The 26,066-nt window shown below is 72.5% G+C and carries 16 protein-coding genes and 4 pseudogenes; 6 read left to right on the top strand and 14 right to left on the bottom strand.

The window, feature by feature from the left end; all coding sequences use genetic code 11:
- Positions 1 to 67: 67 nt before the first annotated feature.
- Complete coding sequence (locus ABZ953_RS36615; RefSeq protein ID WP_361733361.1) at positions 68 to 3,805, top strand: WD40 repeat domain-containing protein; 3,738 nt, start codon at positions 68 to 70, stop codon at positions 3,803 to 3,805.
- 73 nt (positions 3,806 to 3,878) lie between these two features.
- Here ABZ953_RS36615 and ABZ953_RS36620 read toward each other — a convergent pair whose 3' ends face one another.
- The 6 genes and pseudogenes from ABZ953_RS36620 to ABZ953_RS36645 form a co-directional block, all read right to left on the bottom strand.
- Complete coding sequence (locus ABZ953_RS36620) at positions 3,879 to 4,751, bottom strand: aldo/keto reductase (protein WP_361733363.1); 873 nt, start codon at positions 4,749 to 4,751, stop codon at positions 3,879 to 3,881.
- Between the two features lie 250 nt (positions 4,752 to 5,001).
- Entirely contained in the window at positions 5,002 to 5,796 is a 795-nt protein-coding gene (locus tag ABZ953_RS36625) for an ABC transporter ATP-binding protein (protein WP_361733365.1), read from the bottom strand.
- Positions 5,793 to 8,570, bottom strand: coding sequence for an ATP-binding cassette domain-containing protein (locus tag ABZ953_RS36630; RefSeq protein WP_361733367.1), 2,778 nt, complete (start codon positions 8,568 to 8,570; stop codon positions 5,793 to 5,795). Before ABZ953_RS36630 ends, ABZ953_RS36625 begins: the two co-directional genes overlap by 4 nt.
- A gap of 12 nt (positions 8,571 to 8,582) precedes the next feature.
- Positions 8,583 to 9,851, bottom strand: coding sequence for an ABC transporter substrate-binding protein (locus ABZ953_RS36635; RefSeq protein WP_361733369.1), 1,269 nt, complete (start codon positions 9,849 to 9,851; stop codon positions 8,583 to 8,585).
- 124 nt (positions 9,852 to 9,975) lie between these two features.
- Positions 9,976 to 11,799 carry an AMP-binding protein gene (locus ABZ953_RS36640; RefSeq protein WP_361733371.1) on the bottom strand — a complete coding sequence of 608 codons (1,824 nt, stop codon included), beginning with the start codon at positions 11,797 to 11,799 and terminating at the stop codon, positions 9,976 to 9,978.
- 294 nt (positions 11,800 to 12,093) lie between these two features.
- Positions 12,094 to 13,652, bottom strand: a pseudogene (locus tag ABZ953_RS36645) (MFS transporter).
- Between the two features lie 124 nt (positions 13,653 to 13,776).
- On the opposite strand from ABZ953_RS36645, the gene ABZ953_RS36650 reads away from it, so the two are divergent.
- A complete protein-coding gene (locus ABZ953_RS36650) occupies positions 13,777 to 14,757 on the top strand; it encodes an AsnC family transcriptional regulator (protein ID WP_361733373.1) in 981 nt (326 codons plus the stop codon).
- Here ABZ953_RS36650 and ABZ953_RS36655 read toward each other — a convergent pair.
- A complete protein-coding gene (locus tag ABZ953_RS36655) occupies positions 14,754 to 15,641 on the bottom strand; it encodes a LysR substrate-binding domain-containing protein (RefSeq protein WP_361733391.1) in 888 nt (295 codons plus the stop codon). The two genes, ABZ953_RS36650 and ABZ953_RS36655, sit on opposite strands and share 4 nt — an antisense overlap.
- A gap of 126 nt (positions 15,642 to 15,767) precedes the next feature.
- Here ABZ953_RS36655 and ABZ953_RS36660 point away from each other — a divergent pair, with 126 nt between their 5' ends.
- Positions 15,768 to 16,808 carry a bile acid:sodium symporter family protein gene (locus ABZ953_RS36660; RefSeq protein WP_361733375.1) on the top strand — a complete coding sequence of 347 codons (1,041 nt, stop codon included), beginning with the start codon at positions 15,768 to 15,770 and terminating at the stop codon, positions 16,806 to 16,808.
- On the opposite strand, the gene ABZ953_RS36665 is transcribed toward ABZ953_RS36660, so the two are convergent.
- From ABZ953_RS36665 to ABZ953_RS36675, 3 genes are all read right to left on the bottom strand, one after another.
- A complete protein-coding gene (locus ABZ953_RS36665; protein WP_361733377.1) occupies positions 16,744 to 17,997 on the bottom strand; it encodes a DUF4185 domain-containing protein in 1,254 nt (417 codons plus the stop codon). The genes ABZ953_RS36660 and ABZ953_RS36665 overlap by 65 nt on opposite strands.
- 10 nt (positions 17,998 to 18,007) lie before the next feature.
- On the bottom strand, positions 18,008 to 19,912 hold the full coding sequence (locus ABZ953_RS36670) for a sialidase family protein (RefSeq protein WP_361733379.1): 1,905 nt from the start codon (positions 19,910 to 19,912) through the stop codon (positions 18,008 to 18,010).
- Positions 19,913 to 20,141: 229 nt separating this feature from the next.
- The gene (locus ABZ953_RS36675) at positions 20,142 to 21,065 is read right to left on the bottom strand and encodes a zinc-binding dehydrogenase (protein ID WP_361733381.1); all 924 of its coding nucleotides are present in this window, start codon (positions 21,063 to 21,065) and stop codon (positions 20,142 to 20,144) included.
- Between the two features lie 94 nt (positions 21,066 to 21,159).
- Here ABZ953_RS36675 and ABZ953_RS36680 point away from each other — a divergent pair, with 94 nt between their 5' ends.
- Positions 21,160 to 21,636, top strand: coding sequence for a MarR family winged helix-turn-helix transcriptional regulator (locus tag ABZ953_RS36680; RefSeq protein ID WP_361733383.1), 477 nt, complete (start codon positions 21,160 to 21,162; stop codon positions 21,634 to 21,636).
- Positions 21,637 to 21,651: 15 nt separating this feature from the next.
- On the opposite strand, the gene fdhD is transcribed toward ABZ953_RS36680, so the two are convergent.
- The 4 genes and pseudogenes from fdhD to ABZ953_RS36700 form a co-directional block, all read right to left on the bottom strand.
- Positions 21,652 to 22,500 (bottom strand): formate dehydrogenase accessory sulfurtransferase FdhD, encoded by an 849-nt coding sequence (gene fdhD, locus ABZ953_RS36685; protein WP_361733385.1) that lies wholly within the window; start codon positions 22,498 to 22,500, stop codon positions 21,652 to 21,654.
- A 46-nt stretch (positions 22,501 to 22,546) separates the two neighbouring features.
- A pseudogene (locus tag ABZ953_RS36690) lies at positions 22,547 to 23,088 on the bottom strand (2Fe-2S iron-sulfur cluster-binding protein).
- A pseudogene (locus ABZ953_RS36695) lies at positions 23,074 to 23,539 on the bottom strand (molybdopterin-dependent oxidoreductase); the annotation flags it as partial. The pseudogenes ABZ953_RS36695 and ABZ953_RS36690, both read right to left, overlap by 15 nt.
- Positions 23,540 to 23,583: 44 nt before the next feature.
- Positions 23,584 to 23,793 (bottom strand): annotated as a pseudogene (locus ABZ953_RS36700) (ketopantoate reductase C-terminal domain-containing protein); the annotation flags it as partial.
- Between the two features lie 383 nt (positions 23,794 to 24,176).
- Here ABZ953_RS36700 and ABZ953_RS36705 point away from each other — a divergent pair.
- Together ABZ953_RS36705 and ABZ953_RS36710 are read left to right on the top strand one after the other, a co-directional pair.
- Complete coding sequence (locus ABZ953_RS36705) at positions 24,177 to 25,124, top strand: beta-ketoacyl-ACP synthase III (protein WP_361733387.1); 948 nt, start codon at positions 24,177 to 24,179, stop codon at positions 25,122 to 25,124.
- Between the two features lie 164 nt (positions 25,125 to 25,288).
- Positions 25,289 to 25,975 carry a GntR family transcriptional regulator gene (locus tag ABZ953_RS36710; protein ID WP_361733389.1) on the top strand — a complete coding sequence of 229 codons (687 nt, stop codon included), beginning with the start codon at positions 25,289 to 25,291 and terminating at the stop codon, positions 25,973 to 25,975.
- The last annotated feature ends 91 nt before the right edge of the window (positions 25,976 to 26,066 follow it).

The following is a 26,066-nucleotide window of genomic DNA, read 5'->3' on the forward strand; positions in this document are numbered from 1 at the left end:
CTTGACCGGGGGCGTCGGGCGGGGGTGTCGGCCGGACGTCGCAGGGCGCGGGGGAGGGATGGTCGGAGTGGGGCGTCGTGAGAAGCCGTTGGAGCCGTCCGCGGGCCCCGTGCAGCGCCTCGCGCACGGGCTCCGCAAGCTCCGCGTCGACGCGGGCGGTCCGACGTACCGGGTGATGGCGCAGCGCGTTCCGTACTCGGCGCCCACGCTCTCCGCGGCGGCCGCGGGCGAGCGGCTGCCGACGCTGCCCGTGCTGCTCGCCTATGTCGCCGCGTGCGAGGGGGACCCGGCGGAGTGGGAGCGGCACTGGTACGAGACGGTGGCCGAGGACGCCGGACGCGGCACCGACGAAGGCGAGTCGCCCTACCCGGGCCTCGCCCGGTTCGGCACCGGCGAGGCGGAGCGCTTCTTCGGCCGCGACGACCTCGTGGACGAGCTGGTGGGACTCACGGCCCGGCGGCGCGTGGCGGCGGTGATCGGCGCGTCGGGCAGCGGCAAATCGTCCCTGCTGCGGGCCGGACTGATCCCGGCGCTGCGGCGGTCGACCGGACCCGCGCGCCCCGCGGCGATCCGCATCCTGACCCCCGGCGAACGACCGGCCCGCACCCACCGGCACCTCTTCACGCCGGCCGACGGCGACGGCGACACGCTGCTCGTGGTCGACCAGTTCGAGGAGGTCTTCTCGCTCTGTCACGACCCGGCCGAACGGGACGCGTTCCTGCGCGGGTTGCTGGCCGCGCGCGACGCCGCCGCCCGGCTGCGCGTGATCCTCGCCGTGCGCGCGGACTTCTACGGCCGGTGTGCCGAACACGGCCCGCTCGCGGACGCGTTGGGCGACGCGAATCTGCTGGTCGGACCGATGCCGCCGAGCCGTTTGCGCGAGGCCATCGTCCGGCCCGCGGCGGCCGAACGGCTCGTCGTGGAACGCGCCTTGACCGCGCGGATCGTCGCCGACGTGGTGGACGAGCCCGGCGGCCTGCCGCTGATGGCCCACGCACTGCGCGAAGTGTGGCGTCGGCGCGGCGGCAGGACGCTCACCGAGGCGGCGTACGAGGCGATCGGAGGGGTGCGCGGCGCCGTCGCGCACACCGCCGAGGACGTCTACGGGCGCTTGGGTACGGCAGCGGCGTCGAAGGCGCGCACTCTGCTCCTGAGGCTGGTGGCGCCGGGCGACGGCACGCAGGACACCCGGTGCCCCGTCGACCGCACCGAGCTGCCGCCCGGCTGCGACGACGTCCTGGAACGGCTGGTCGCGGCCCGCCTCCTGACCGTGGACGGCACGTCTGTCGACCTCGCGCACGAGGCGCTGATCGGCGCATGGCCACGGCTGCGGGCCTGGATCGAGGAGGACAGGGAGCGGCTGCGCCTGCACCGGGCCCTGACCGAAGCCGCGCGCTCCTGGGCGGAGTTGGACCGGGACCCCGGCGCCCTGTACCGGGGGGAGAGGCTCAGGGCGGCGAGGGAGGCGTTCGAGGGCAGCAAGGGGGAGGATCAACTCACCGTGCGGGAGACTGAGTTCCTGCGGGCCGGGATCGCCGCACAGGAACAGGGCGTACGGGCACGCACGCGGGCCGCCCGCCGCACCCGCGTACTCCTCGCCGCGCTCGCCGTGGTCCTCTGTCTCGCGACGGTCGCGGGCGCGGTCGCCTGGCAGCAGAACCGGAACGGACACCGGCAGAGCGCCGAGGCGCAGGCCCGCCGGATCGCCGGTGTCGCCGAGACGCTGCGGACCTCCGACCCGGTCACCTCGATGCGGCTGAGCGTGGCCGCCTGGCGGCTCGCGGATCTCCCGGAGACCCGGGAGGCGGTGCGCAGCGCCGCCGCACAGCGGGAGCGGGACGCCTTCTTCGGGGACGGCGGGGCGGCCCCGCCCGCGACGACGCGGTTCCTGAGCGCGGACGGCCGCACGCTGACCAGTGCCACCGGGCGACGGGTGACGCGCCGGGAGCTGAACGGCGGACGGCGGATCAGTACGTACGACAGGCCGGGCTCCTTCGACTCCTCCGGCTACGACGCGGACGTCAGCGCGGACGGGCGGCTGATCGCACGGGCGACCCGGCGCGGGTTCCAGATCTGGGATCTGCGGAGCGAACGTGTGGTGGGGCGGCCGTTGGCAGGCGGCGAAGACGAGAACATGGGGACGGCCGGCAGGTTCGCTCCCAGCGGGCGGATGTTCATCGTCCAGCACGAGGCCCGGGGCGACGTCGAGGTGTGGGACGTGCGGGGGCACAAGGTCGTCACGAGGGTCCGTGGCGCGGACGCGGGCAGTGCGCCGTTCTCCGTCATGAGCCCCGACGACCGGCTCCTGGCCGTCTGTTCGGGGGACAAGGGCCCCCTTGCCGTACGGGAGGTGGGTACGGGGCGCGATCTGCCCAGGACGTGGCCGCGCGCGCTCGACCGGGCGTTCTGCGAGGCCCAGGAGGCGGTCTTCACACCGGACGGCCGTGCGCTGGTCGTCCCCGTGGAAGGGGGCGTACGGACCTGGGACGTACGGACCGGGGACGAGCGGCCGAGGCTCAAGCTGCCCGGCGCGTACGAACCGGACGTGGACCTCAGCGCCGACGGCACCCTGGCGGTCGCCCTGGGAAGCCGGGAGGTGGTCCTGTGGCGCACCGCCGATCCGGGGACTCCGCTGCTGCGGCACCCGGTGAGTGAGCTCACGGCGGACGGGGTCCGTCTGGACGAGGCGGCCGGGGTGGTCCGCGTGCAGGTGAGCACCAGGGTGGTCCGCACCCTCGACGTCCGTGACGCCCTGTCAGGTCCGCGCGGGACGCGGTCGCCCGACATCGAGAAGGCCCGCTTCAGCCCAAACGGCCGCACGCTGCTCACCCTGGAACGCCGAGGTAAGGAAGGGGTGTTCCGGCTGCGCGACGGCCGGGACGGCGCGGCCCTGCGCACGCTGCCCGGCCGGATGTGTGCGGACTGCGGCGACCCGGCCCTGGCGTTCTCCCCGGACAGCGGGACTCTCGCGTACGGCGTCGACCAGCCGAAGGGCACGACGATCCGGCGATGGGACCTGCGGCACGGCAAGGAAGAGGCGCCCCCGGCGGATGTGGCGTCGCGGGTGGACGGTGTCGTGCTGCCCGGGGGTGGCGGGCCGCCCGTCACGGTGGGCTCGCCGCCGACCGGTATGCAGGAGCTCGACGACTGGAAGGCCGACGTCTGGCGGCTCGGCGGGCAGAGCGAAGGCCTGGCCGCCACGCGCCTGCTGCACAGCAGGCGTCCCGGCACCGGTGCCTTGCTCCTCGCACCCGACGGGCGCGAACTCCTCTCCCTGGATGGTCGGATGACCGATGTCGGGACCGGGCGTACGAGGCCGGTTCTGCGCGGCGAGGACACGCTGTGGTCCGGCACGTTCAGTCCTGACGGCCGCTTCCTCGCTGTCGCCGACGACAACGGCAGGCTCACCCTGTGGGACGGCCGGGCCACCCGCGTCCTCGCCGTTCTGACGGAGGACGGACCGACACAGGACGGGCCGACGAGGGGCGGACCCGCGCGGTTCTTGGCCTTCTCCGCCGACGGCAGCTACCTCGCGGCGAGCGACGCCGACGGCTCCGTGCGGGTGTGGGAGACGGACACGCCGCGGCTCGTCGGCGCCCGGTACGCGGGGACGGGCGGTCCCGTTCTCGCGCTCGGCTTCACCGGCGACGCGTTGCGCGTCATGACCTCGCGCGGCGCGATCCGCACCGTCTCCGTCGCCGCGGGGCGCGCGGCGGACAGCGTGTGTGAGCGGGCGCGCGGCGGACTGAGCAGGGAGGAGTGGCGCACGTATCTGCCGGACTCCCCGTACCGGCAGACCTGTTGACCACGCCCGAGGGCCCCGGCGCGGTGGGAGGAGCCTGGCTCCTGGCCACCGTGCCGGGGCCCTCGGGGGAGGCTCAGACCACGTCGAACGTCGCCGGGTCCGGGCCGATCCGCCGGTCCTCGTTCAGGGCCGAGATCGCGGCCATGTCCTCGGGGTCGAGCTCGAACCCGAAGACGTCGATGTTCTCCTTGATCCGCGACGGCGTCACGGACTTGGGGATCACCACGTTGCCCAGCTGGATGTGCCAGCGCAGCACGATCTGCGCGGGCGAGCGCCCGTGCTTCTGCGCGATGGCGATGATCGCGGGGACCTCGAGGAGGCCCTTGCCGGAGCCGAGCGGCGACCACGCCTCGGTGGCGATGCCGTGCTCGGCGTGGATCTCGCGCGAGGCGCGCTGCTGCAGGTGCGGGTGGAGCTCGATCTGGTTGACGGCGGGGACGACCGACGTCTCGCCGAGCAGCCGCTCCAGGTGCTCGGGCAGGAAGTTCGAGACGCCGATGGACTTGGCGCGGCCGTCGGCGTGGATCTTCTCGAAGGCCTTGTACGAGTCGACGTAGCTGTCCTTGGAGGGCAGCGGCCAGTGGATGAGGTACAGGTCCACGTAGTCGAGGCCGAGCTTCTCCAGGGAGGTGTCGAAGGCGCGCAGAGTCGTGTCGTAGCCCTGGTCGCTGTTCCAGAGCTTCGTCGTGACGAACAGGTCCTCGCGGGCCACGCCGGAGGCCGCGATGGCCTTGCCGGTGCCTGTTTCGTTGCCGTAGATGGCCGCGGTGTCGATGCTGCGGTACCCGGCCTCCAGGGCCAGCGCGACGGCCTTCTCGGCCTCGTCGTCCGGAACCTGCCACACGCCGAAGCCGAGCTGGGGCATCTCGACGCCGTTGTTCAGGATGATCGGGGGAACCTTGCTCACGAGCTTTCGATCCTTAAGTCGGTCGGTTGGTATTCCCATGGTCAACGATCAGGGGCCGTGCTGCATTCCTGATCACCGATCGTCCCGTGAATTCATGGAGGCGGGATCGGTCCGGACCATTGGCGGTGGCCCGCCACGCCGCACTCGCCGTCCATGCGGGCGAGGGCCGCTGGTACCGCTGGCGGGACCTGCCCCCGGCCGTCCCGTACCGCTGAATGGCGGTTCCGAGGTCGGAGAGGTGCCGCATGGCCGCCGATGTCGTACGCCGTGTCTGGTCTGAGCCCCCTGGTCAACGTGCGTCGGTGGCCGGGGCCGTGCCCAGATACGCGTCGCGCACCCTCGGGTCCGCGCGCACCTCGGCCGCCGTGCCGTGCGCGAGGACCCGGCCCAGGTCGAGGACGACGACGCGGGCGCAGAGTTCCATGACGAAGGCGACGTTGTGCTCGACGAGCAGCACGGCGCAGCCCTCCTCGTCCGCGAGATGCCGTACGACGGCCGAAAGGCGGCGCCGCTCGTCGGCCGTCATCCCGGAAGCGGGCTCGTCAAGGAGCAGCACCCTGGGCGGGTCCGCGACCGCGCGCGCCAGCTCGACCATGCGGGCCTGCCCCACCGGCAGCGCGCCCGCGTACTGCCCGGCGAGCGCGTCGAGACCGCACGCGCGCAGCACCTCCGCGGCCCGCTCGCGCCGGGCGGCCTCGCGCGTACGCCGGGTCGGCGCGGCAAGCAGATCCGCGGCGAACCCGCCGCCCCCGCCCCGCCACTCCTGCGCCACGACGAGATTGTCGGCGACGGTGAGCTGCCCGAAGAGCTGCTGCCGCTGGAAGGTGCGGCGCATGCCGTGGCGGGCCCGCCACACGGGGGAGCGGCGCGTGACGTCGCGCCCGTCGACGAGGACCCGCCCCCGGTCCGGCCTGCGGATGCCGGACACGACGTCGAACAGCGTCGTCTTCCCCGCGCCGTTGGGGCCGATGAGTCCGCAGACCTCGCCCGGCCGGACGGCGAGGCCCACGCCGTCCAGGGCGCGGACGCCACCGAATCGCACGCCGATGTCCTCGGCCCGCAGGACGTGCTCCCGCTCGCTCATGGCCGCGCCATGCCCAGATACGCCTCGGTGAGCCGGTCGGCCCGCACCTCGGAGCGCGGACCGCACCAGGAGATCCGGCCCTGAGCCAGGTACGCCACCGTGTCGGCGACCCCGAGGATCTCCGCGGCCTTCTCCTCGACGAGCAGCAACCCGGCGCCCGCGTCCCGGAGTTCGACCAGGAGGCGGAACACGTCGTCGACCACGCGGGGCGCGAGGCCGAGGGACGGCTCGTCCGCGATCAGCACCTTTGGCGGGCGCTGCAGCAGCGGGGCGAGGGCGAGGAGCTGCTGCTCGCCGCCGGACAGGGAACCCGCGGGCACCCGGCGCCGGGCGGCGAGGCCCGGGAACCGCTCGTACACGGCGTCGCGCGCGTCCCGGTCCTTGAGGTACAGGGCGAGGTTCTCCTCGATGGTGAGGGCGGGGAAGATGCCGCGGCCCTCGGGGGCGAGGACGACGCCGGCGCGGGCGCGGTGGACGGCGTCCCAGCGGGTGGCGTCGCGTCCGTCGATGTACACCTGGCCGGTCAGGGGGCGGAGCTGTCCCGCCGCGGCGAGACAGGTGGTGGACTTGCCCGCGCCGTTCGGGCCGAGGAGGGCGACGATCTCGCCGGGGTGGACGGTGAGGTGTACGCCGTGCAGGGTGGGGGTGCGGTTGTATCCGGCGCGGAGGTTGTGGAGGGTGAGGGCGGGAGGGCCTTCCTCGCCGGGCCCGGCCCTCACCGAACTGGGGCGCTGCCCCAGACCCCGCTCCTCAATCGCCGGAGGGGCTGGAATCTCTGCCGGAGGGGCGGGAATCTCTGCCGGAGGGACCGGAATCTCTGCCGGAGGGGCTGGAATCTCTGCAGGAGGGGCGTAAGTCGCACCGCGCTTCTGCCGCCTCCGGTGCATCCGTACCGGCACCGCCGCGCAGTACCCGTCCGGGTCGTTGGCGAGTGCCAGGCCCGCGAGGCCGAAGAGGATCACCGGGAGGTGCACGGACTCCGTGACGTAGTCCGCGACGAGGTGCGGCACGATCGCGAAGACCAGGCCCGCCACCACCGCGAACTGCGCCCTGCGCACCCCCGCCGCGACCGCCACCGCCAGCCAGATCAGTCCGGTCATCGCGGTGAAGTCGGTAGCGGTGATGCGGGTGTTGAAGGACGCGTACATCACGCCGCCGAACCCCGCGAGCCCCGCCGACAGGGTGAACAGGAGCAGCTTCGTGCGCACCACGGACACCCCCGAGGCCATCGCCGCCGCGGGCGCGGACCGTACCGCCAGCATCGCGCGCCCCGAGGGCGAGTCGCGCAGCGCGCCGAGCGCGGCGACGGCCGCCGAGACGAGGACGATCATCGCGACGCCCATGGCGCGGTCGTCCGAGAGGTCGACGGGGCCGAAGACCGGGCGGGGGATCTCCCAGCCGGTGTCGCCGTTGCGCAACCACCCCATCTGGAACAGGACTTGATCGGCGAGAAAGGCTAGCGCCAGGGTCGCGAGGGCCAGCGAGCGGCCGCCGAGCCGCAGCGCGGGCAGCGCCACGAGCGCGCCGAGCGCCGCCGCCGCGCAGGTACCGGCAAGCGCCGCGGCGAAGAACGGCCAGCCGTGGCTCATCAGCAGCCCGGCGACGAGCGCGGCGCCCGTGACGAACGTGGCCTGCGCGAGGGACACCATCGCGCCGAGCCCCGTCACCACGGTGAAGGAGACGAACACCAGGGAGATCGCGAGCCCTTGGGTGAGGATACCGCTCCAGAAGGGGGTCGTGACCGTGTAGAGGGCGAGGGCCATGAGGACGGCCGCCGCCGTCCACGGACCCCACCTGCGCGTCCACGACCGCCCCGCGAGGTAGTCGACGGGCGGCGCGTCGACCGCCGCCGTGCCCGCGGTCCGCTGCCGCCGCGTGAGCAGGAGCAGCCCGGCGAACAGGATCAGGAAGGGCACGGCCGTACGGAATCCGGTGATCTTCTCGGCGAAATCGGCGTACCCCGCGACGAGGTTCTGTAGCACGCCGAGCCCGAGACCCCCGGCGAAGGCCAGCGGGATCGACAGGAAGCGCCCGAGCACGGCGGCCGTCGCGGAGACGAACAGGAACAGGGTGAAGTCGTGCGAGGAGAGGCCGAGGAGGGGGGTGGCGAGCACGCCCGCCAGGCCCGCGAGGGCGGACGACAGCATCCACGCCACCGACGAGAGGCGGTCCGCGCTGATGCCGCGCAGCTCCACGAGCGAGCGGTTGTCGACGGCGGCGCGGAGCCGGAGGCCGAGCGGCGTGTGGCGCATCAGGATCCACAGGCCGACCGCTACCACCGCCGTGGTCACCCAGGTGATCAGCTGGTCGGAGTCGACGCCGACGCCGTCCGTCAGCTGCCAGCTCCTGGCCGGGCTCGGCCCGACGCCCGGCAGCCCGAACTGGTTCTCCGCCGGTTCGACGGAGGCGCCCGCCTCGTCGAGGAGCTCCACCACCCACAGGCCGAGCGCGGGCAGCGCGACGAGCAGCCCGATCGTCGCGACGATCTGCGCGGTCTCACCGACCCGTGCCAGCTTGCGGAACATCAGCCGGTCCAGGCCCCAGCCGAGCGCCGGGGCCGCCACGACGACAAGGAGCAGCGCCGTCGGTACGGCGGGCCAGCCGAAGCCGGAGTGCAGTTCGTAGAAGGCGAGGGCGCAGAGGTAGGCGGTCGCGCCGTGCGCGAAGTTGAAGAGGCCCGACGCCGAGTAGGAGAGGACGAGCCCCGTGGCGAGGAGGGCGTACAGGGCTCCGGAGACGAGACCGCTCAGCACGAATCCCAGCAGGTCCGACATGGCGGCCCGCCCCTACTTGAAGGGGATCGGTTCGTAGCACTTGAAGGGGGATGAGACGGTGTACTTCCCGCCCCTCAGCTGGACGAGGGCGCCGCAGCCGAACGACTCCTTGCGCCCGTCGGGCAGTCGGCGGTCGCCGACCATGGTGCCGGTGTCGGAGTAGCCGTCGGCCGCCGCCTGGAAGGAACCGACGGTGAGGTCCTTGCCCGCCTTCCCGGCGACGGCGAGGAAGAGGTCGGCGGACATGTAGCCCGTCATCATGTGCATGTTGAGCGGCACGTCCTTGCCCGCCGTCTTCCTGATGTCCGCCTTGAACCGCCGCATGTCCGCGGTGTTCTGCTCGAACGGCTGGAACGACAGCAGGATGTGCACGCCGTCCAGGGCCTTCCGCGTCGCGCTCTTGGCGAGCAGGCCGGGGTCGTAGTCGGTGGGGTCGGTGAGCACGCCCTTGAACCCGGCGCGCTTGACGGCCGTGAACAGGCCGATGTTGTACGGGGTCTGCATGACGGAGACGACGGCGTCCGGCGCCTTCCCGCCGTCGGAGCGCAGGATCTCCTTCGTGTACGCCGACCAGTCGCTCGGCACCGAGGTGGCGGGCACCATCGACTTGGCGTACGTCACCTCGTACCCGGCCGCCGCGAAGCTCTGCTTGTAGGTGCGGATGGCGAACGTGCCCGCGTCGTTGTCGTTGGCGAGGATGGCCACCGACTTGCCCCGGGCGCCGTCCGTGACTTTCTTCAGGCCCTCGGGCCAGCTCTGGGTGATCGTGCCGCCGGGCATCGGCACCATGCAGCCGCCGAAGCCGTACATGTACGTCGGACCGCAGAAGGGCGGGATGGTGCCCCAGCCGAAGGTGGGGACCTTCTGCTTCTGCAGGAAGTCGGCGCCGGAGAAGGTGACCGAGCTCATCGGGGCGATGGCGAAGACCTTCTTCTGCTGGACGAGCTTGCGGGCCGCCGCGAGGTTCTTGCCGGGGTCCTGCCCGTCGTCCTCCGCGCCCAGGTAGTCGATCTTCCGCCCGTGCACGCCGCCCCCGGCGTTGGCGCGGTCGAAGCGGGCCCTGGCGCCGAGGTCGGTGTCCTTCTTGCTGTAGCCGCTGGCCGTCGTCATGGAGACGATCCCGCCCACCTTGATGGAGTCGTCGGTCACTCCGCGCGCCGAACTGCCGCCCTTCTCTCCGTCGTCCTCGCCCGAACCGCCGCTGTTGGAGGCGGAGTTGCAGGACGTGGCGAGCAGCAGGGCCGCAGCGGCGGCGGTGATGGTGCGGATCGATCGCGACACGGTCGAGCCCCCTGAAGTCGAAGTGGGGCTGATTCTGTGCGTGACCTGATGAACCGTCAATAAGGGGCGCAGGGAGAATTGATGACCCGTCAGATAGGCTCATGGGGCCGGATCCGGGCACGACCTAGCTGCGGTACAGCGCCTCGACCTCCGTCGAGTACGCCGTCTCGATCGCCTTCCGCTTCAGCTTCAGCGACGGCGTGAGCAGGCCGTGCTCCTCGGTGAACTGATGCGCCAGTATGCGGAACGTACGGATCGACTCGGCCTGGGAGACCAGGGTGTTGGCGGCCACGACGGCCCGGCGCACCTCGGTCTCCAGATCCGGGTCGCGCACCAGATCGCCCGGCGCCATCATGGGCTTGCGGCGCATGGTCAGCCAGTGCTCCACGGCCTCCGCGTCCAGCGTCACGAGCGCCGCGATGTAGGGGCGGTCGTTGCCCACGACGATGCACTGCGCCACCAGCGGATGGTCGCGCACCCGCTCCTCCAGCTGTGCCGGTGAGACGCTCTTGCCGCCGGACGTCACCAGGATCTCCTTCTTGCGCCCGGTGATCGTCAGATAGCCGTCCTCGTCAAGCGCCCCCAGATCACCGGTGGCCAGCCAGCCGTCGTGCAGCGTGGCGTCGGTGGCCTTGGGGTCGTTGAGGTAGCCCTGGAAGACGTTGCCGCCGCGCAGCCAGACCTCGCTGTCCTCCGCGATGTGCACGGTCATGCCGGGGATGGCCTGGCCGACGGTGCCGTAGCGGGTGCGCTCGGGCGGGTTGGCGGTCGCGGCGGCGGTCGTCTCCGTCAGGCCGTACCCCTCGTAGATCGCCACTCCGGCGCCCGCGAAGAACAGGCCGAGGCGCCGGTCCATCCCGGAGCCGCCGGACATCGCGTGCCGCACCCGGCCGCCCATCGCCTCGCGCACCTTGGAGTAGACGAGCTTCTCGAAGAGCTGGTGCTGCATGCGCAGCCCCGCCGCGGGCCCGGGGCCCGTCCCGAACGCCTTCGCCTCCAGCGCGTCGGCGTACCGCACGGCGCACTCGACGGCCTTGTCGAACGGGCCGCTCTTGCCGTCCTTCTCCGCCTTGCGCCGCGCCGCGTTGAAGACCTTCTCGAAGATGTACGGCACGGCGAGGATGAACGTGGGGCGGAAGGCGGCGAGGTCGGGCAGCAGCGCCGCCGCGTTGAGGTTCGGCTGGTGCCCCATCTTGACCCGGCCGCGCACCGCCGCGATCTGCACCATGCGGCCGAAGACGTGCGCCAGCGGCAGGAAGAGCAGCGTGGTGGCCTCGCTGTCCCGCTTGGAGGCGAAGACCGGCTCCCAGCGCGCGACCATCACGTCCGCCTCGAACATGAAGTTCGCGTGGGAGATCAGACAGCCCTTGGGGCGGCCCGTGGTGCCGGAGGTGTAGATGATCGTGGCGATCGAGTCGGGCGTGACCGCGCGCCGGTGGCGGTGCACCACCTCGTCGTCGATGTCCCGCCCCGCGGCGCCCAGTTCACCCACCGCGTCGGTGTCCAGCTGCCAGAGCTTGCGCAACTGCGGCAGGCGGTCGATGACCGAGCCGATCGTCATGGCGTGGTCCTCGTGCTCGACCATCGCGGCCGACACCTGCGCGTCGTGGAGCATCCAGAAGACCTGATCGGCCGACGACGTCGGGTAGACCGGCACGACCTGGGCGCCGATGCTCCAGAGCGCGAAGTCGAAGAGCGTCCACTCGTACCGGGTGCGGGACATGATGGCCACGCGGTCGCCGAACCGTACGCCCTGCGCGATCAGGCCCTTGGCCAGCGCGAGCACCTCGTCGCGGAACTCGGCCGAGGTGACGTCGGTCCAGCGCCCGTCGGTCTTGCGGCCGAACGCGATGCGCGACGGGTCCTCGAGGGCATGATCGAACACGGCGTCGGCAAGGCCGCCCACCAGCGGCGCCGACGCCATCGGAGGATTCGTGAACTCGCGCAATGATGCTCCTTGTGGCGCTCCGCACAGCGCCGTGACCGTACCCCACCCCGAGCGCCTTCGGGAGGGGGTCCAGGCGCGCTCGGTACGGACCATCGGCACAGGTCAGCCGGGGTAAATGCGGCCACAAGGGTAAGGGCCGGACAACTTACTTACGCTGGAGTAAGTTTCGGTGGCGTAATCTCCACCGAATCTGTACGCGGCACACAGATGTCTTCCTCCGGGGCCGTGACCCCGGATACCCACACGCAACAAGATCATGCACACCCGCGCCCGGCCGGGCCACCCGGGCCCGCCTCACCCCCGCACAGGCGCCGCGGCCGCCTGGGCGGCAGCGGTGGCAGCGGCGTCGGCTGCGGCAGGGGCGCCCGAGCCCACCACCACCTCCGTCGGCCGCCGAGGCGCCCGCACCATCACGAGCACCAGGACACCGGCGACCACACCCGCCACACCCGCCGCCAGCGACGCCCCGTTGAGCCCCGAGGCGAAGGCCGCGCGCACCGCGTGCTCGGACACCGTGCCGTGCAGGGCCGAGGCGCCACCGCCCGCGACGGCGTGCGCCGCGTCATGGCCGAGCGAGGCGTTCATACGGGAAGTGAGCACCGTCCCGAACAGGGCGACCGCGACCGCGTATCCGAGCTGGCGGAACGTGTTGACCGCGCCGCCCGCCATCCCGGCGTTCCCGGCCGGCACCGCGGCGAGCGCGGCCCCCGCCAGCCCCGGCGCCACAAGACCCGCGCCGACCCCCGTGAGCGCGAGCCCCGGCGTGAGCGCCGCCCAGGACGAGTCGGCGTCGAGCACCGCCATGCACAGCCCGCCCGCACCGATGAGCAGCAGCCCGACGCCGATGACCAGACGCGGCGCCACCCCGTGCAGCAGCCGCCCGGCGAGCAGCGCCACCACGAACGACGTCGTGGCGAGCGGCAGCAGCACCAGGCTGCCCTTCACCGGGCTCATGCCGAGCACGGTCTGCAGCCAGATGGAGACGTACGGGACGACGCCGAAGGCCGCCCCGTTGTAGCCGATCGCGCCGATCAGCACGCCGGTGAAGGCGGGCTTGCGCAGCAGCCGCAGGTCGAGGAGCGGCTGTGCCACGCGCCGCTCGACCAGGACGAAGCAGAGCAGCGCGAGCGCCGAGACCGCGAAGGACGTACCGGCGGTCGCCGACGTCCAGCCGTCCGCCCCGCCGCGCAGCACCCCGTACGTCCCCGCGCCCGCGAAGCTCGCGAACGCCACCGTGCCCGCCCAGTCGACCCGGCGCCCGGCCGGACCCCTCGCCTCCGGCACCACGCGCAGCGTCAGCCACACCGACACCACGCTCACCGGCAGGTTCACGAAGAAGATCCAGCGCCAGCCCGGCCCCTCGGTGAGCAGCCCGCCCACGATCGGGCCGAGCGCGGCCGACGCGCCGCTCACCGCGCCCCACACCCCGAGCGCCGTCGACCGGTCGCGCCCCTGATAGGCGGCGCCGAGCAGCGGCAGCGTCGTCGCGAGCATCGCGGCGGCGCCCAGGCCCTGCACGGCGCGGGCCGCCACAAGGACATCCGCGTCCGAGGCGAGCCCGCAGCCCAGCGAGGCGAGGGCGAACAGCGCGGTGCCGAGCACATTGAGCCGCCGCCTGCCGAGCACGTCGGCCGCGGCGCCGACGCCGAGCAGCAGCGCGGCAAGCGCGAGCGCGTAGCCGTCGATGACCCTTCCCCAAGCTCTTAATGAGCAGGGGAGACCCCATCCAGATCGCTCAGCGAGGCGTCGAGCGCCCGCGCCATGTCGGGCAGCGCCACGATCACGATCGACACGTCCAGCAGCAGCATGAACGTTCCCAGAGACACCGCGGTCAGCGGCCCCCATGTACGCATCTCTCTGTTCCTCCGACTCGTCGTCCCCACGGATGCCCGTGTCCTCGTACGATGAGGCGGCGGCGGACGATTCAGGTGCCGAGGGCTGTCTGAGCGCCGTAATTCGACATGGGGGCGGGTCGCAATGGTGGAATCCGATGTCTTCGACGAGCTGGACCTCAAGCTGCTGCACGCGCTTGAGGTCGACGGCAGGGCCCCCTTCAGCCGGATCGCAGGCGTCCTCGGCGTCTCCGACCAGACCGTCGCCCGCCGCTACCGCCGTCTGCGGGCCGAGGCGGGGCTGCGCGTCATCGGCGTGCGCGACACGCGACGGCTCGGCCGCGACGAGTGGATGCTGCGGCTGCGCTGCGCGCCCGACGGCGCCGAGGCCATCGCGGCCGCCCTGGCCCGCCGCCCCGACACGGCGTGGGTGCACCTCACCTCGGCGGGCACCGAAGTGGTCTGCATGACGCTGCCTCGCAGCCCCGGCGACTACGACGACCTGCTCTTCGGCAAGCTCCTGCGCAGCCGCAAGCTCGTCGAGATCACCGCGCACCAGATGATGCACCGCTTCTACGGCGGCCGCACCGGCTGGATCGGCAAACACCGGCCGCTCTCCGGGGAACAGGTCGCCGCACTGAGCGCCGGGCTGCCTCCGCCCGTCCCCGGCCCGGCCCGCATCTCCCCGGACGACGAGCCCCTGGTCGCCGCCCTGAAGTCCGACGGCCGCGCCGGCTACCCCGAACTGCAGCGGATCACGGGCCGCTCCGAGTCCTCCGTCAAGCGCCGCATCGCCGCCCTGCTCGGCTCGGGCGCCCTCTACATCGACGCCGAGTACGACACCGCCCGCTTCGGCTTCACCACCGCCGCGCTGCTCTGGATCACCGTCACCCCCGGGGCGCTCGACGAGGTGGGCCGGGCGATGGCCGAGCACCCCGAGATCGCCCACGTCTCCGCGATCACCGGCCGCGCCAACCTGATGGCGAGCGTCCTGACCCGCGACACCGACGAGCTCTACGCGTATCTGAGCGGCAGGCTCGGCTCACTCGACGGAGTGCGACACGTCGAATCGGCCCCCTACTTGCGCCGCTTCAAGGAGCTCACCTACCCGCGGCCGCTGCACTAGGGCCGGTCGGCACGCCCCTGCCTGCCCCGGTGCAGCCGGTCGCCGCCCGCCAGGATCGATGCCGCGAGGGCGTCCGCTGCCTCCTCCGCCGAAGCGCGCCGCTCGCCGTGCAGCAGCACGAAGTCGACCGGACCGAGCTCCGGCAGGCCCGCCCGGTCGGGGACGCGGACGAGGCCCGGCGGGATCAGGCCCCGTGAGTGCGCCATCACGCCGAGCCCCGCGCGGGCCGCCGCCACCAGGCCGTTGAGGCTGCCGCTCGTGCAGGCCACGCGCCAGGCACGGCCCCGCCGTTCCAGTGCCTCGAAGGCGAGGGCGCGGGTGATGCCCGGCGGGGGGTAGACGATCAGCGGCACCGGGCGCTCGGGGTCGAGGCGCAGCCGCTCGGCGCCGATCCAGACCAGGTCGTCCTGCCAGACGAGGTCGCCGCGCGGGTCCTCCGGGCGCCGCTTGGCGAGCACCAGGTCGAGCTTGCCCGCGTCCAGTTGTTTGTGCAGCGTCCCGGACAGCTCGACCGTCAACTCCAGGTCGACGTCGGGGTGGTCGTGGCGGAACGACTCCAGGATGTCGGTGAGCCGCGTCAGGACGAAGTCCTCCGAGGCCCCGAACCGCAGCCGCCCGCCGAGGCGCGTGCCGGTGAAGAACGCCGCCGCCTGCTCGTGCGCCGCCAGGATCCGGCGGGCGAAGCCGAGCATGGCCTCGCCGTCCTCGGTCAGCTCCACACTGTGGGTGTCGCGCGCGAACAGCTGCCGCCCGGTGGCGTCCTCCAGGCGGCGCACGTGCTGGCTGACGGTGGACTGGCGCAGGTTCAGCCGACGGGCGGCCCGCGTGAAGCTGAGCGTCTGGGCGACCGCGAGGAACGTGCGGAGCTGCGAGGGGTCGTACACACGGAGCAGCTTAGCGGCGCTCATCGCGAAACGTGATGACAGTCAGAGCGGTGTGCGGGATTCCCGATCACCTTGTTCGGGGGGATCATGGAGAGGCACCACCCCGCACCGAGAGCATGGAGCACCGTGAAACGCCTGAAGTGGCCGTCCTGGATGCCGGTCGACCCGTACATCGTGGCGTTGCTCGCAACCGTGGGGCTCGCGGCCCTGCTGCCCGCCCGCGACACCGCCGCCGATGTCGCCTCCGGCGCCTCCACCGCGGCCGTCTCCCTGCTCTTCTTCCTCTACGGGGCCCGCCTCTCCACCCGCGAGGCGCTCGACGGGCTCAAGCACTGGCGGCTCCACGTCACGGTCCTGGCCTGCACGTTCGTCGTCTTTCCGCTGCTCGGCCTCGCGGCGAAGGGACTCGTTCCGCATGTCCTGACGCCCGCGCTGTTCAGCGGCTTCCTCTTCCTCACCCTGGTGCCCTCGACGATCCAGTCGTCCATCGCCTTCACGTCGATGGCCCGCGGCAACGTCCCCGCGGCGATCTGCGCGGGCTCCTTCTCCTCGCTCGCCGGCATCCTGCTCACCCCGCTGCTCGCGGCCGCGCTGCTCGGCGGGGACGGGGGCGGCTTCTCCGGGGACTCGCTCCTCAAGATCGTGCTGCGGCTTCTCGTGCCGTTCCTCGCCGGGCAGCTCCTGCGCCGCTGGGTGGGCGGCTTCATCACGCGCCACAAGAAGATCCTCGGCCATGTCGACCGCGGATCGATCCTGCTCGTCGTCTACACCGCGTTCAGCGAGGGCATGGTGCAGGGCATCTGGGGCCAGGTCCACCCGCTGCGGCTGCTCGCGCTGCTCGGCGTCGAGGCGGTGCTGCTCGCGGCCATGCTGGCGCTCACCTGGTACGGCGCGAAGCGGCTCGGGTTCGGCCGGGCCGACCGCGTCGCGATCCAGTTCGCGGGCTCGAAGAAGTCCCTGGCCGCCGGACTGCCCATGGCGAGCGTGCTGTTCGGGGCGGACGCCTCGCTCGCCGTGCTGCCGCTGATGCTCTTCCACCAGATGCAGCTGATGGTCTGCGCGGTCATCGCCAAGCGCCGCTCGCGGGACCCGGAGCAGTTCGTCAGCGAGCCGCCGCGAGCCGCAGGGAAACGAACCGCGGTCGGTACAGCGACACGTTCCGGCTGATGTTGGCCTGCGCGTTCGCGGGCGTCGCGTTCAGCCAGTTGACGTCGTAGCTGAGCACGAGACGGCCGTCGCCGCCGAGCGCCGGGTGGGCCTGCGGGTTGTAGGCGGCGGTCTCCTGCCGCGGTGCGCCGTCCTTGGGCAGGGGCGCCTCGAAGGCCTTGGCGGGGCCGTGCCAGGGGCCGGTGGGGGAGCAGGACCAGTACGACGTGACGGTGGTCAGGCCCTCGGTGCCCGCGGCCATGGTGAACAGCACGTACGTCCCCTCCTCCCGCACCACCGTGAACGCGCTGCCCACCCCCGTGCGCCTGCCGTCCCCCAGCACGGGCCGCGGCGTGACGTCTGGCCCCCACTCCTCGCCGTCCCAGTACTCCCACGCCGCCGTCTCGGCGAGCCTGCCGTGCGGGACGCGGGCGACGTACGCGTGGGAGGAGGGGCGCGAGGTCGCCTGCGCGTCCGTGCCGCCGAAGACGTACGTCCAGTCGGCGTCGTCGACCGTGGTCGTGCCGTACAGGACCCGCTTCTCCGGATCGCCGACCGACCGCTGGTCGGAGACCTTCACGATGGACTCGACGCGCAGGTCGGGCAGCGCGAGCGTGGCGACCTCGGTGGCGACGGGGACGCCGTAGATCCAGGGGCCCTGGCTGGCCATGCGGTTCCACAGCAGGACCCGCACGACCCGCTCGTCCGCGCCGGGCGAGCGGGGCTCCACGCGGGCCGCCACCGGCCAGCGCCACTGCTGGGGCGCCGGGTCGGGGAAGAGCGGCGCGGCGAGGGTGCGCCGCGGTGCGCCCGAACGGGACGTCACCACCGCCGAGTTGCGGACCATCGGCGTGTTCGCGTCGCGCCAGGTGTGCGGCTGCCCCGCCGGGTTCGGGGGCGCGTGGACCTGGCCGAGGAAGGTGTCGGAGAACAGCCACAGCAGGCGCCCGTCCGGCAGGCGCACCGAGTGGGTGCCGTCGCCGCCGGTCCAGTCGTCGGTGCGCGCCGCGTCGTCGCCGTAGCGCGCGAACTCCCCGGTGGCCCTGTCGTCGGCGGCCCAGGAGGCGACGGTGCGGGGCCCGCATGCCGCATCGCCCTCCCGGTCGTCTTCCGGGAGGGCGATGAGCAGCACGGCCGCGCAGGCCAGGACGAGGAGCAGGACCGGCCAGATCCTGCGCGGCCCCGTCGCGGGGCGTTCGCGGACGGACACGCCCGGGACGTTAGTTGCTGTCGCGCACGTGGTCCATGGGGAGTCGCACGACGGTGTCCCGTGTCACAGGAGCATCACCCGTGCGCAGGTCCTCCACCTCCGCGTCCTCCAACGCCCGGCCGTACACGCGTACTTCGTCGAGGTCACCCGCGAAGTAGGCCCGGCTGTCCAGGCGTTGACCCACGTGCACACCGAAGGGCGAGGTGCGGCTGACCGAACCAGGCACGTCGGCGGCGCCGGTCTGGATGCCGTCGAGGAACAGCGTCAGACGTCCGGCGCCGCGGCGCAGCGCGATGTGGTGCCACTGGCCGTCGTTGTACGCGCTCGTCGTGCGCACGGAGGCGGACCTCGGGGGCGCCGCACCCTCGCGCGTGGTGATCAGGCCCGTGACGCGGTTGCTCGCGGGCTCGCCGCGCAGCCACACCTGCGGCTGATTGGTGCCGATGCCGCCCATCCACAGCAGGGGCTGCTCGCCGGTCGTGGCGGAGTAGCGGAACCACAGCGAGGCGGTGAAGTCCCGTGTGCCGAGAGGCAGTCGGTCACGGAAGGGCAGTCGTACGGCGTCATCGGTGCCGTCGAAGGCGAGCGCCCCGCCGAAGCGTCCCTCGGTCTCGCGGGGCCCGCCGAGCACCGCGGCGGGGCGCGCGCCCGGTGCCCGGTCGCGGGTCGTCGGATCCGGGCCGCGGCGCGGCCGCAGCCAGTCTTCGGTGAAGCGCGCGAAGCGGATCTCGTCGCGCGCGTCGACGGCGCCGCCCTCGTAGAGGAGCCCGACGTGCGCGCCGTCGGCCCGCACCAGATCGGAGTAGCCCGACCAGTCGGTGGTCACCGTCGTGCCGCGGTCGACGCTGTCCCAGGTGCGGCCGCCGTCGTAGGAGGAGCGGATCTGCATCGTGCGGCGGCGGTCGGGGTCGGCGGGGCAGGCGAGCAGCAGCCGTCCGCCGAACTGCAGGGTGGCGCCCTGGACTTGGGGCGCGTAGAGGTCGGGGATGGCCCGGAAGGGGGCGACGAAAGAGTCGCCGCCGTCGCGGCTGACCGTGTGGGTGCGGTGGCCCAGGTCGGTGCCGTCCTGCTCGCGGCCGCTGACGTAGACCGCACCGTCGGGCCGCTCGGTGATCGTCATCTCGGACGGTTTCTGACGGTACGTGCCGTCAGGAGGTATCGGGTACGAGTCCGTGGCGCCGACCTTCCAGTGGTCGCCGCCGTCGTCGCTGACGATCAGCGCGGCGTGGTTGGCGCTCACCCGGCTGCCGTCCCACGTCTCGGCGTTGACGGCGAAGGCGAGCCGTCCGGCGTGCTTGCCGCGGGTCAGCTGGATGCCGTGCACGGGGCCGGTCGCGTACCAGGAGTTCCAGGCCTTCGGCAGGATCTCGTCGCTCAGGTCGCGCGGCGCCGACCAGCTGCGGCCGTCGTCGTCGCTGTACTGCAGATGGGGGGTGCGGTCGCACGGCACGTCGCAGTTCTTGCCGTCCGTGCGGCCGGTGTTGAACGTCTCCGCAAGCAGGATGCGGCCGCTCTCGCGGTCCACGACCGGCGCGGGGTTGCCGTGGGTGTCGCCCGCGCCCTCGTCGATGACCTGGAGCGGGCCCCAGGTCCGGCCGCCGTCCTGCGACCGCTTCAGCACGAGATCTATGTCGCCCGCGTCGCTGCAGTCGTTGACCCGGCCCTCCGCGAAGGCGAGCAGGGTGCCCTTCGTCGTCCGCACCACGGCCGGGATGCGGAAGCAGGCGTACCCGGGATCCTGAGAGGCCTTGAACAGCACCTGCTGCTCGAACGGCGGTGTCGGGGCGGGCGCCGCACGCTCCGCCTGCACCGGGGGCGCGGGCAGCAGGGCGCCGACGGCGGCGGCGGAGACGACGGCGACGGCGGTGACGGCGGTGCGGATCGATCTGAGGCGTGTTCGGAGGCTCGATGGCATGGTGCGGTCCGCCTTTCATGGCGACGGCGACTCATGGTGCTGACGGCTCAGGTGATGGCAGCTCAGGTGACGACGTGACGGCGGCTCAGGTGATGACGGCTCAGGTGTTGGCGGCTCAGGTGACGACGGCTCAGATGACGAATATACGACCGGACATCCTGACATCCCACGTCCGACATACGTCTCACAGACGCTACGTCGGCCCTCGGAGCCCCACAAGAACCGCGCATCAAGGGATCAGGACGACCTTGCCCCGGTTGCTCCGCGCCTCGATCACCCGGTGCGCCCGCGCCGCCTCGTCCAGCGGGAACTCAGCGTGCACGGCGGGCCGCAGATCGCCCGAGGCGTGCAACTGCCACAGCTCCCGCCGCCACGCCTCGTACAGCTCGGGCCGCCCGCGCGCGATCAGCGCCATCTGGAACCCGACGACGGATTTGGCGCCGACGAGCAGGTCGTACGCGGCCACGGTCCCGCCGCCCGAGCTGTAGGCCACCAGGCGGCCGTGCGGGGCGAGGGCCCGGACGGCGGGTGCGAGCAGGTCGCCGCCGACCGCGTCGAGCACGTAGTCGACGGGCTCGCCCCACTCCGCGCGGTCGTACGTGATGACCTCGTCGGCACCGAGACCGCGCACGAAGTCCGCCTTGCCCGCCTCGGACACGGCGGCCACGACCCGCCCGGCACCCTTTAGCCGGGCCAGTTGCAGAGCGAGGTGGCCCACCCCGCTCGCGGCAGCGGTGACGAGCGCGGACTCGCCGGGCGCGGGACGGGCCGCTTCGAGCGCGCCGTACGCGACGAGCCCGGAGCGGACCAGCGCGACGGCGTCGACGGCGCTCGCCCCGTCGGGAACGGGCGAGGCCATCGCGGCGAGGAGCAGGGCGTACTCGGCGTACCCGGGCCCGAAGACGAGGCCGGTGACGCGGTCGCCCGGCGCGTGGCCGGTGACGCCCTCGCCGACCGCGACGACCGCACCGGCGATCTCGCCGCCGAGCGCGATCGGATCGCGGTCCTCGCGGACCTTGCGGACGACGGGCAGCGTCACGCCGACCGCCTCGACGCGCACGAGGAGCTCGCCGGGTCCCGGCTCGGGGACGGGGACGTCCTCCAGGAACAGGACCTCGGGACCACCGCTGCGCTCGTACCGGACACGACGCATCCGTACCACCTCCGAACGTCGGAAACCATTGGGAACACCAACGATAAATAGTCAATCATTGGGAAGTCCAACGAATACTCGTTACGCTGCTCCCATGGCCTCGACACCGCCCGCCCCCAGCGCGATCCGCACCCTCCCCAGCTGGCTCCTCGGCCGCGCCGCGGCCCGTGGCCGCGCCCTGGTCGCCGACGCGCTGATCCGCGAGGGCCTGAAGATGTGGCACCACGTGGTCCTGTCCGCCGTCGCCGACCTCGGCCCGGTCGCCCAGGCGGAGCTCGGCCGCAGCGTCTCGCTCGACCCGAAGGACATGGTCGGCGTCCTGAACGACCTGCAGGCCGACGGACTCGTCGAGCGCGCACCCGACCCACGGGACCGCCGCAAGAACGCGATCACGATCACGGCGCGCGGCAGGCGCACCGTCGAGCGGTGCACGGAAGCGGCCGCCCGCGCCAACGCCGAACTCCTCGCGCCCCTGTCCGCCGCGGAGCGGGAGCGGTTCCTTGAGATGCTCGGCCGGATCTCGGGGGTCGGCACGCCGGAGGCTGAGGCAGTGGGCCCGGCCGAGGGCTGAGGCGGTGGGCCCGGGTCAGCCCTGGGCGGCCGCGGCCCGCAGGGCGACGCGGTGCTCGCCCGCGTATACGTTCATGGAGGAGCCGCGCAGGAACCCGATCAGCGTGAGCCCGGTCTCGGCGGCCAGGTCGACGGCGAGCGAGGACGGTGCGGAGACCGCGGCGAGGACCGGGACGCCCGCCATCACGGCCTTCTGCGCGAGCTCGAAGGACGCGCGGCCCGAGACGAGCAGGACCGCGCGCGAGAGCGGCAGGCGCCCGTCCTGCAGGGCCCGCCCGACGAGCTTGTCGACGGCGTTGTGCCGCCCCACGTCCTCCCGTATGTCGAGCAGCTCGCCCTCCTCGGAGAAGAGCGCGGCGCCGTGCAGCCCCCCGGTCCGATCGAAGACCCGCTGGGCGGCGCGCAGCCGGTCGGGGAGGTTCGCGAGCAGCTCGGTCCCGAGCCGGACCGGGGGAGCGTCGGCGATCGGGAAGCGCGCCGTGGTCCGGACGGCGTCCAGGCTCGCCTTGCCGCACAGGCCGCAGGAAGAGGTGGTGTACACGTTGCGTTCGAGCGTGATGTCGGGGATCACGACGCCCGGGGTGGTCTTCACGTCGACGACGTTGTACGTGTTCGAGCCGTCCGCCGTCGCCCCCGCGCAGTAGACGATGGACTGCAGCTCGTCGGCCGCCCCCAGCACGCCCTCGCTCACCAGGAACCCGGCCGCGAGCGCGAAGTCGTCACCGGGGGTGCGCATCGTGATGGCGAGCGGTCTGCCGTTGAGGCGGATCTCCAGGGGTTCCTCGGCGACCAGGGTGTCGGGCCGCTCCGAGACGTGCCCGTCCCGGATCCGGATCACCTTGCGTCGCTCAGTGACTCGTCCCATGTCGTGATCAGTCCCGGTTCTGTACGTGCTGGTGGCCGAAGCGGCCCTAGTTGCGGAGGTTGCCGTGGGTCACCGGGTCGTCGTGCGGCGAGGTGACCTCCACGATGTCATTGTCCTGCACGTGCGGGGTCACGTTGCAGCCGACTCCGCAGTACGCGCACACGGTCGTCGTCGCGGTCCGCGCGGACTCGTCCCAGTCGCCTCGTTCAGGCGGGCCGCGTCGGGGCCGAACCGGCCGGTCCTCGCCTCGTACCCCCCTCATTTACTCGGCGACCTTCGGTGTGGTCGACAAGTCGACCGATGAGGCGAGCAGTTCGAGGACGACCCCGCGGCTGTGCCGGGTGCGCTCGGTGTCCGTACGGACGCTCATGCCCGGCCCGGCCCGGCCCGGCGCGAGCAGGCCGGGGCGAGGGTACGGGCGCCCTCCACCTTGGGGGTGAGGGTGTCGCCAGCGCAGAGCGTCGGTACGTCCTTTCCCGCGGCGCGACAGGCGTCGAGGACCGTGGACCCTTCGGGAACCCGGGCAGGCTCCCCGTCCAGGGTGAACTCCACGAGGCGGCGCGGTGGTTGGAGCGGGATGGTGCCCATGTCGCCGCCGCCCCGCACGTGGTTCTGGCCGCGCAGCGGCTGCAGGCCGGAGCCGTGGCGGCCCACGTGGCCGGTCAGGAGCGACAGGTTGATCGGTGCGCGCACGTTGTCGGTGCCGTTGTGGTGCTCGGTGATGCCGAGGGTCCAGCACAGCTGGGCCCGCTCGGCGCGCGTGTAGGCGTGCGCCAACCCGGCGACGGCGGCCGGTACGCCCGTCACCTTCTCGGCGAGCGACAAGCGACAGCGCCCACGGCTCGACGAGGGCTGCGTACTCCTCGAATCTTGTCGTCGCCCGCGCGGTGAACGCGTGGTTGGCCAGGCCCGCGTGGATGATCTCGTGGCCGATCGCGTGCGCCATCGGGATGTCCGTGCCGACGTTGAGGCCGAGCCAGTTGTCCGCCCACTCCGCGGTCTTCGTGCGGCGCGGGTCGACCGCGTACATCCACGCGCCGTGGGCGAGACGGGTGTACGTCTTGGGGGCGCGGTCGCGTTCGCTCATGCGGCGGTCCTCACTGAGAGCAGGTCCGAGATGGCGTGGACGGTGCGCAGCGTCGGCACGGGGACGCCGGTGACGTCCGCCAGTTCGACGAGGGCCGCGAGCAGCACGTCGAGCTCCAGCGGCTTGCCGCGCTCCAGGTCCTGGAGGGTGGAGGTGCGGTGGTCGCCGACCCGTTCGGCGCCGGCCAGGCGGCGCTCCACCGAGATGTCCGGCCTGAGCCGAGGACCGCGGCGACGGCGAGGGTCTCGTTTGAGGGAACGTATGGAGAGCGCGTCGACGGAATATTGCCTACAGTATGGAAGTTGACGCTTGGCGCAGCCAGGGTTCACGCACGCTTCCCCATCACCGTTCCCACGGCCGGTGCTCCCGCCCGGTTACGGACTGTGCGAACCCGTACACAAGGTCACGCGCCTCTGCGGAGGGTGACCGGATCATGAGAAGCATCCAAACACCGCGCTCCTTTCCTGTCGTATTACGCGCATCGTTACTCATCAGTCGCTGACCAGACTGGAGGGTCCCGCATCGTCGGCAACGTCGGCACCAAGCGTCTTCGGCAACAAATATTCTCGGCAACGAGGGGGACCCGTACATGCACGGCTCGCGCATCGCCGCTGTCGGCCACTACCAGCCCGCCAAGATCCTCACCAATGAGGACCTGGCAGGCCTGGTCGACACCAGCGACGAGTGGATCCGGTCCCGGGTGGGCATTCGCACCCGCCACGTCGCGGGCCCGGAGGAGCCGGTCGACGAGCTGGCCGCGCACGCGGGCGGCAAGGCCCTCGCGGCCGCGGGCCTGACCCCGGACGCGATCGACCTGGTCCTGGTCGCCACCTCCACGGCCATCGACCGCTCGCCCAACATGGCCGCCCGGGTGGCGGCCCGCCTCGGCATCCCGGGGCCCTGCGCGATGGACGTCAACGTCGTGTGCGCGGGCTTCACGCACGCCCTCGCCACCGCCGATCACACCGTACGGGCCGGGGCCGCCACCCGCGCCCTGGTCATCGGCGCGGACAAGATGACCGAGGTCACCGACTGGACGGACCGCACCACCTGCGTGCTGACCGGCGACGGCGCGGGAGCGGCCGTCATCGAGGCGTGCGGGCCCGACGAGGAGCCCGGCATCGGCCCGGTGCTGTGGGGCTCGGTGCCCGAGATGGGCAACGCCGTCCGCATCGAGGGCACGCCGCCGCGCTTCTCCCAGGAGGGCCAGAGCGTCTACCGCTGGGCGACGACCCAGCTGCCCCCGCTCGCCCGCGCGGCCTGCGAGCGCGCCGGGCTCACCCCGGCCGACCTCGCCGGTGTCGTCCTGCACCAGGCCAACCTGCGCATCATCGAGCCGCTCGCCGAGCGCATCGGCGCGGTGAACGCCGTCGTCGCGCGCGATGTCGTCGACTCCGGGAACACCTCGGCGGGAAGCATCCCCATGGCGCTGTCCAAGCTGGTGGAACGCGGGGAGCTCCGCTCCGGCGACCCGGTCCTGCTCTTCGGCTTCGGCGGCAACCTCTCGTACGCGGGAATGGTCGTGCGCTGCCCCTGATCGGCCCAGGCCCGCTGAACGGGCTCAATGGTTCCCAAGTTCGGGTCATGCGATACCCATGAATGAGTCACGTCGAGCGGTGTGATCGGCTCAACTTCTCCTGGTACTGGCCCCCACGGCTCGTAGACTGTAGACAAAAGGCAATCTTGGAGGAGGGGGCCGCGATGTTGTCCACAGGACTGCCTGCGGGGGCGGTACCCAAGCTCGAACGCCCCGGGCCGCTCAGGGAGCGGGTCTACGAGGCGCTGCTCGAACTGATCACGACCCGTTCGCTACAGCCGGGCCAGCACCTGGTCGAGAGCGAACTGGCCGGACATCTGGGGGTCTCGCGGCAGCCGGTGCGTGAGGCGTTGCAGCGCCTCAACACCGAGGGGTGGGTGGACCTGCGGCCCGCCCAAGGCGCGTTCGTGCACGAGCCGACCGAGGAGGAGGCGGACCAACTCCTCACCGTCCGGACCCTGTTGGAGGCGGAGGCCGCCCGGCTCGCCGCCGCGAACACCGGCACCGCGGGCATCACGGCCCTCGACGAGCTCTGCACCCGGGGCGAACAGGCCGTGGCCGACGGCGACGTGGACCAAGTGGTCACCCTCAACGCCGCCTTCCACGCCAAGGTGATGGAGCTCGCGGGCAACGTGGTCCTCGCCGAGCTCGCCGGACAGGTGGACCGCCGGGTCCGCTGGTACTACACGCCGGTGGCCCGGCAGCGCGGCAGCCAGTCCTGGCTGGAGCACCGCGAACTGATCGCGGCGATCGCCGAGCGCGACGAACAGCGCGCCACGGAGATCATGCGCGCCCACACCGAGCACACCCGGCAGACGTACCACCAGCGCGAGAAGACCCTGGAGTCCTAGGGGGTGTCTGACAATTCCGGTCTGATCAGCGAGATTCGGCTGAGCTGGCAATCCGGAGGTGCGCCGATCGGCTGGGGGGACTGGGCAGTGG

Source organism: Streptomyces sp. NPDC046465 (assembly GCF_040646035.1).
GTDB lineage: Bacteria > Actinomycetota > Actinomycetes > Streptomycetales > Streptomycetaceae > Streptomyces.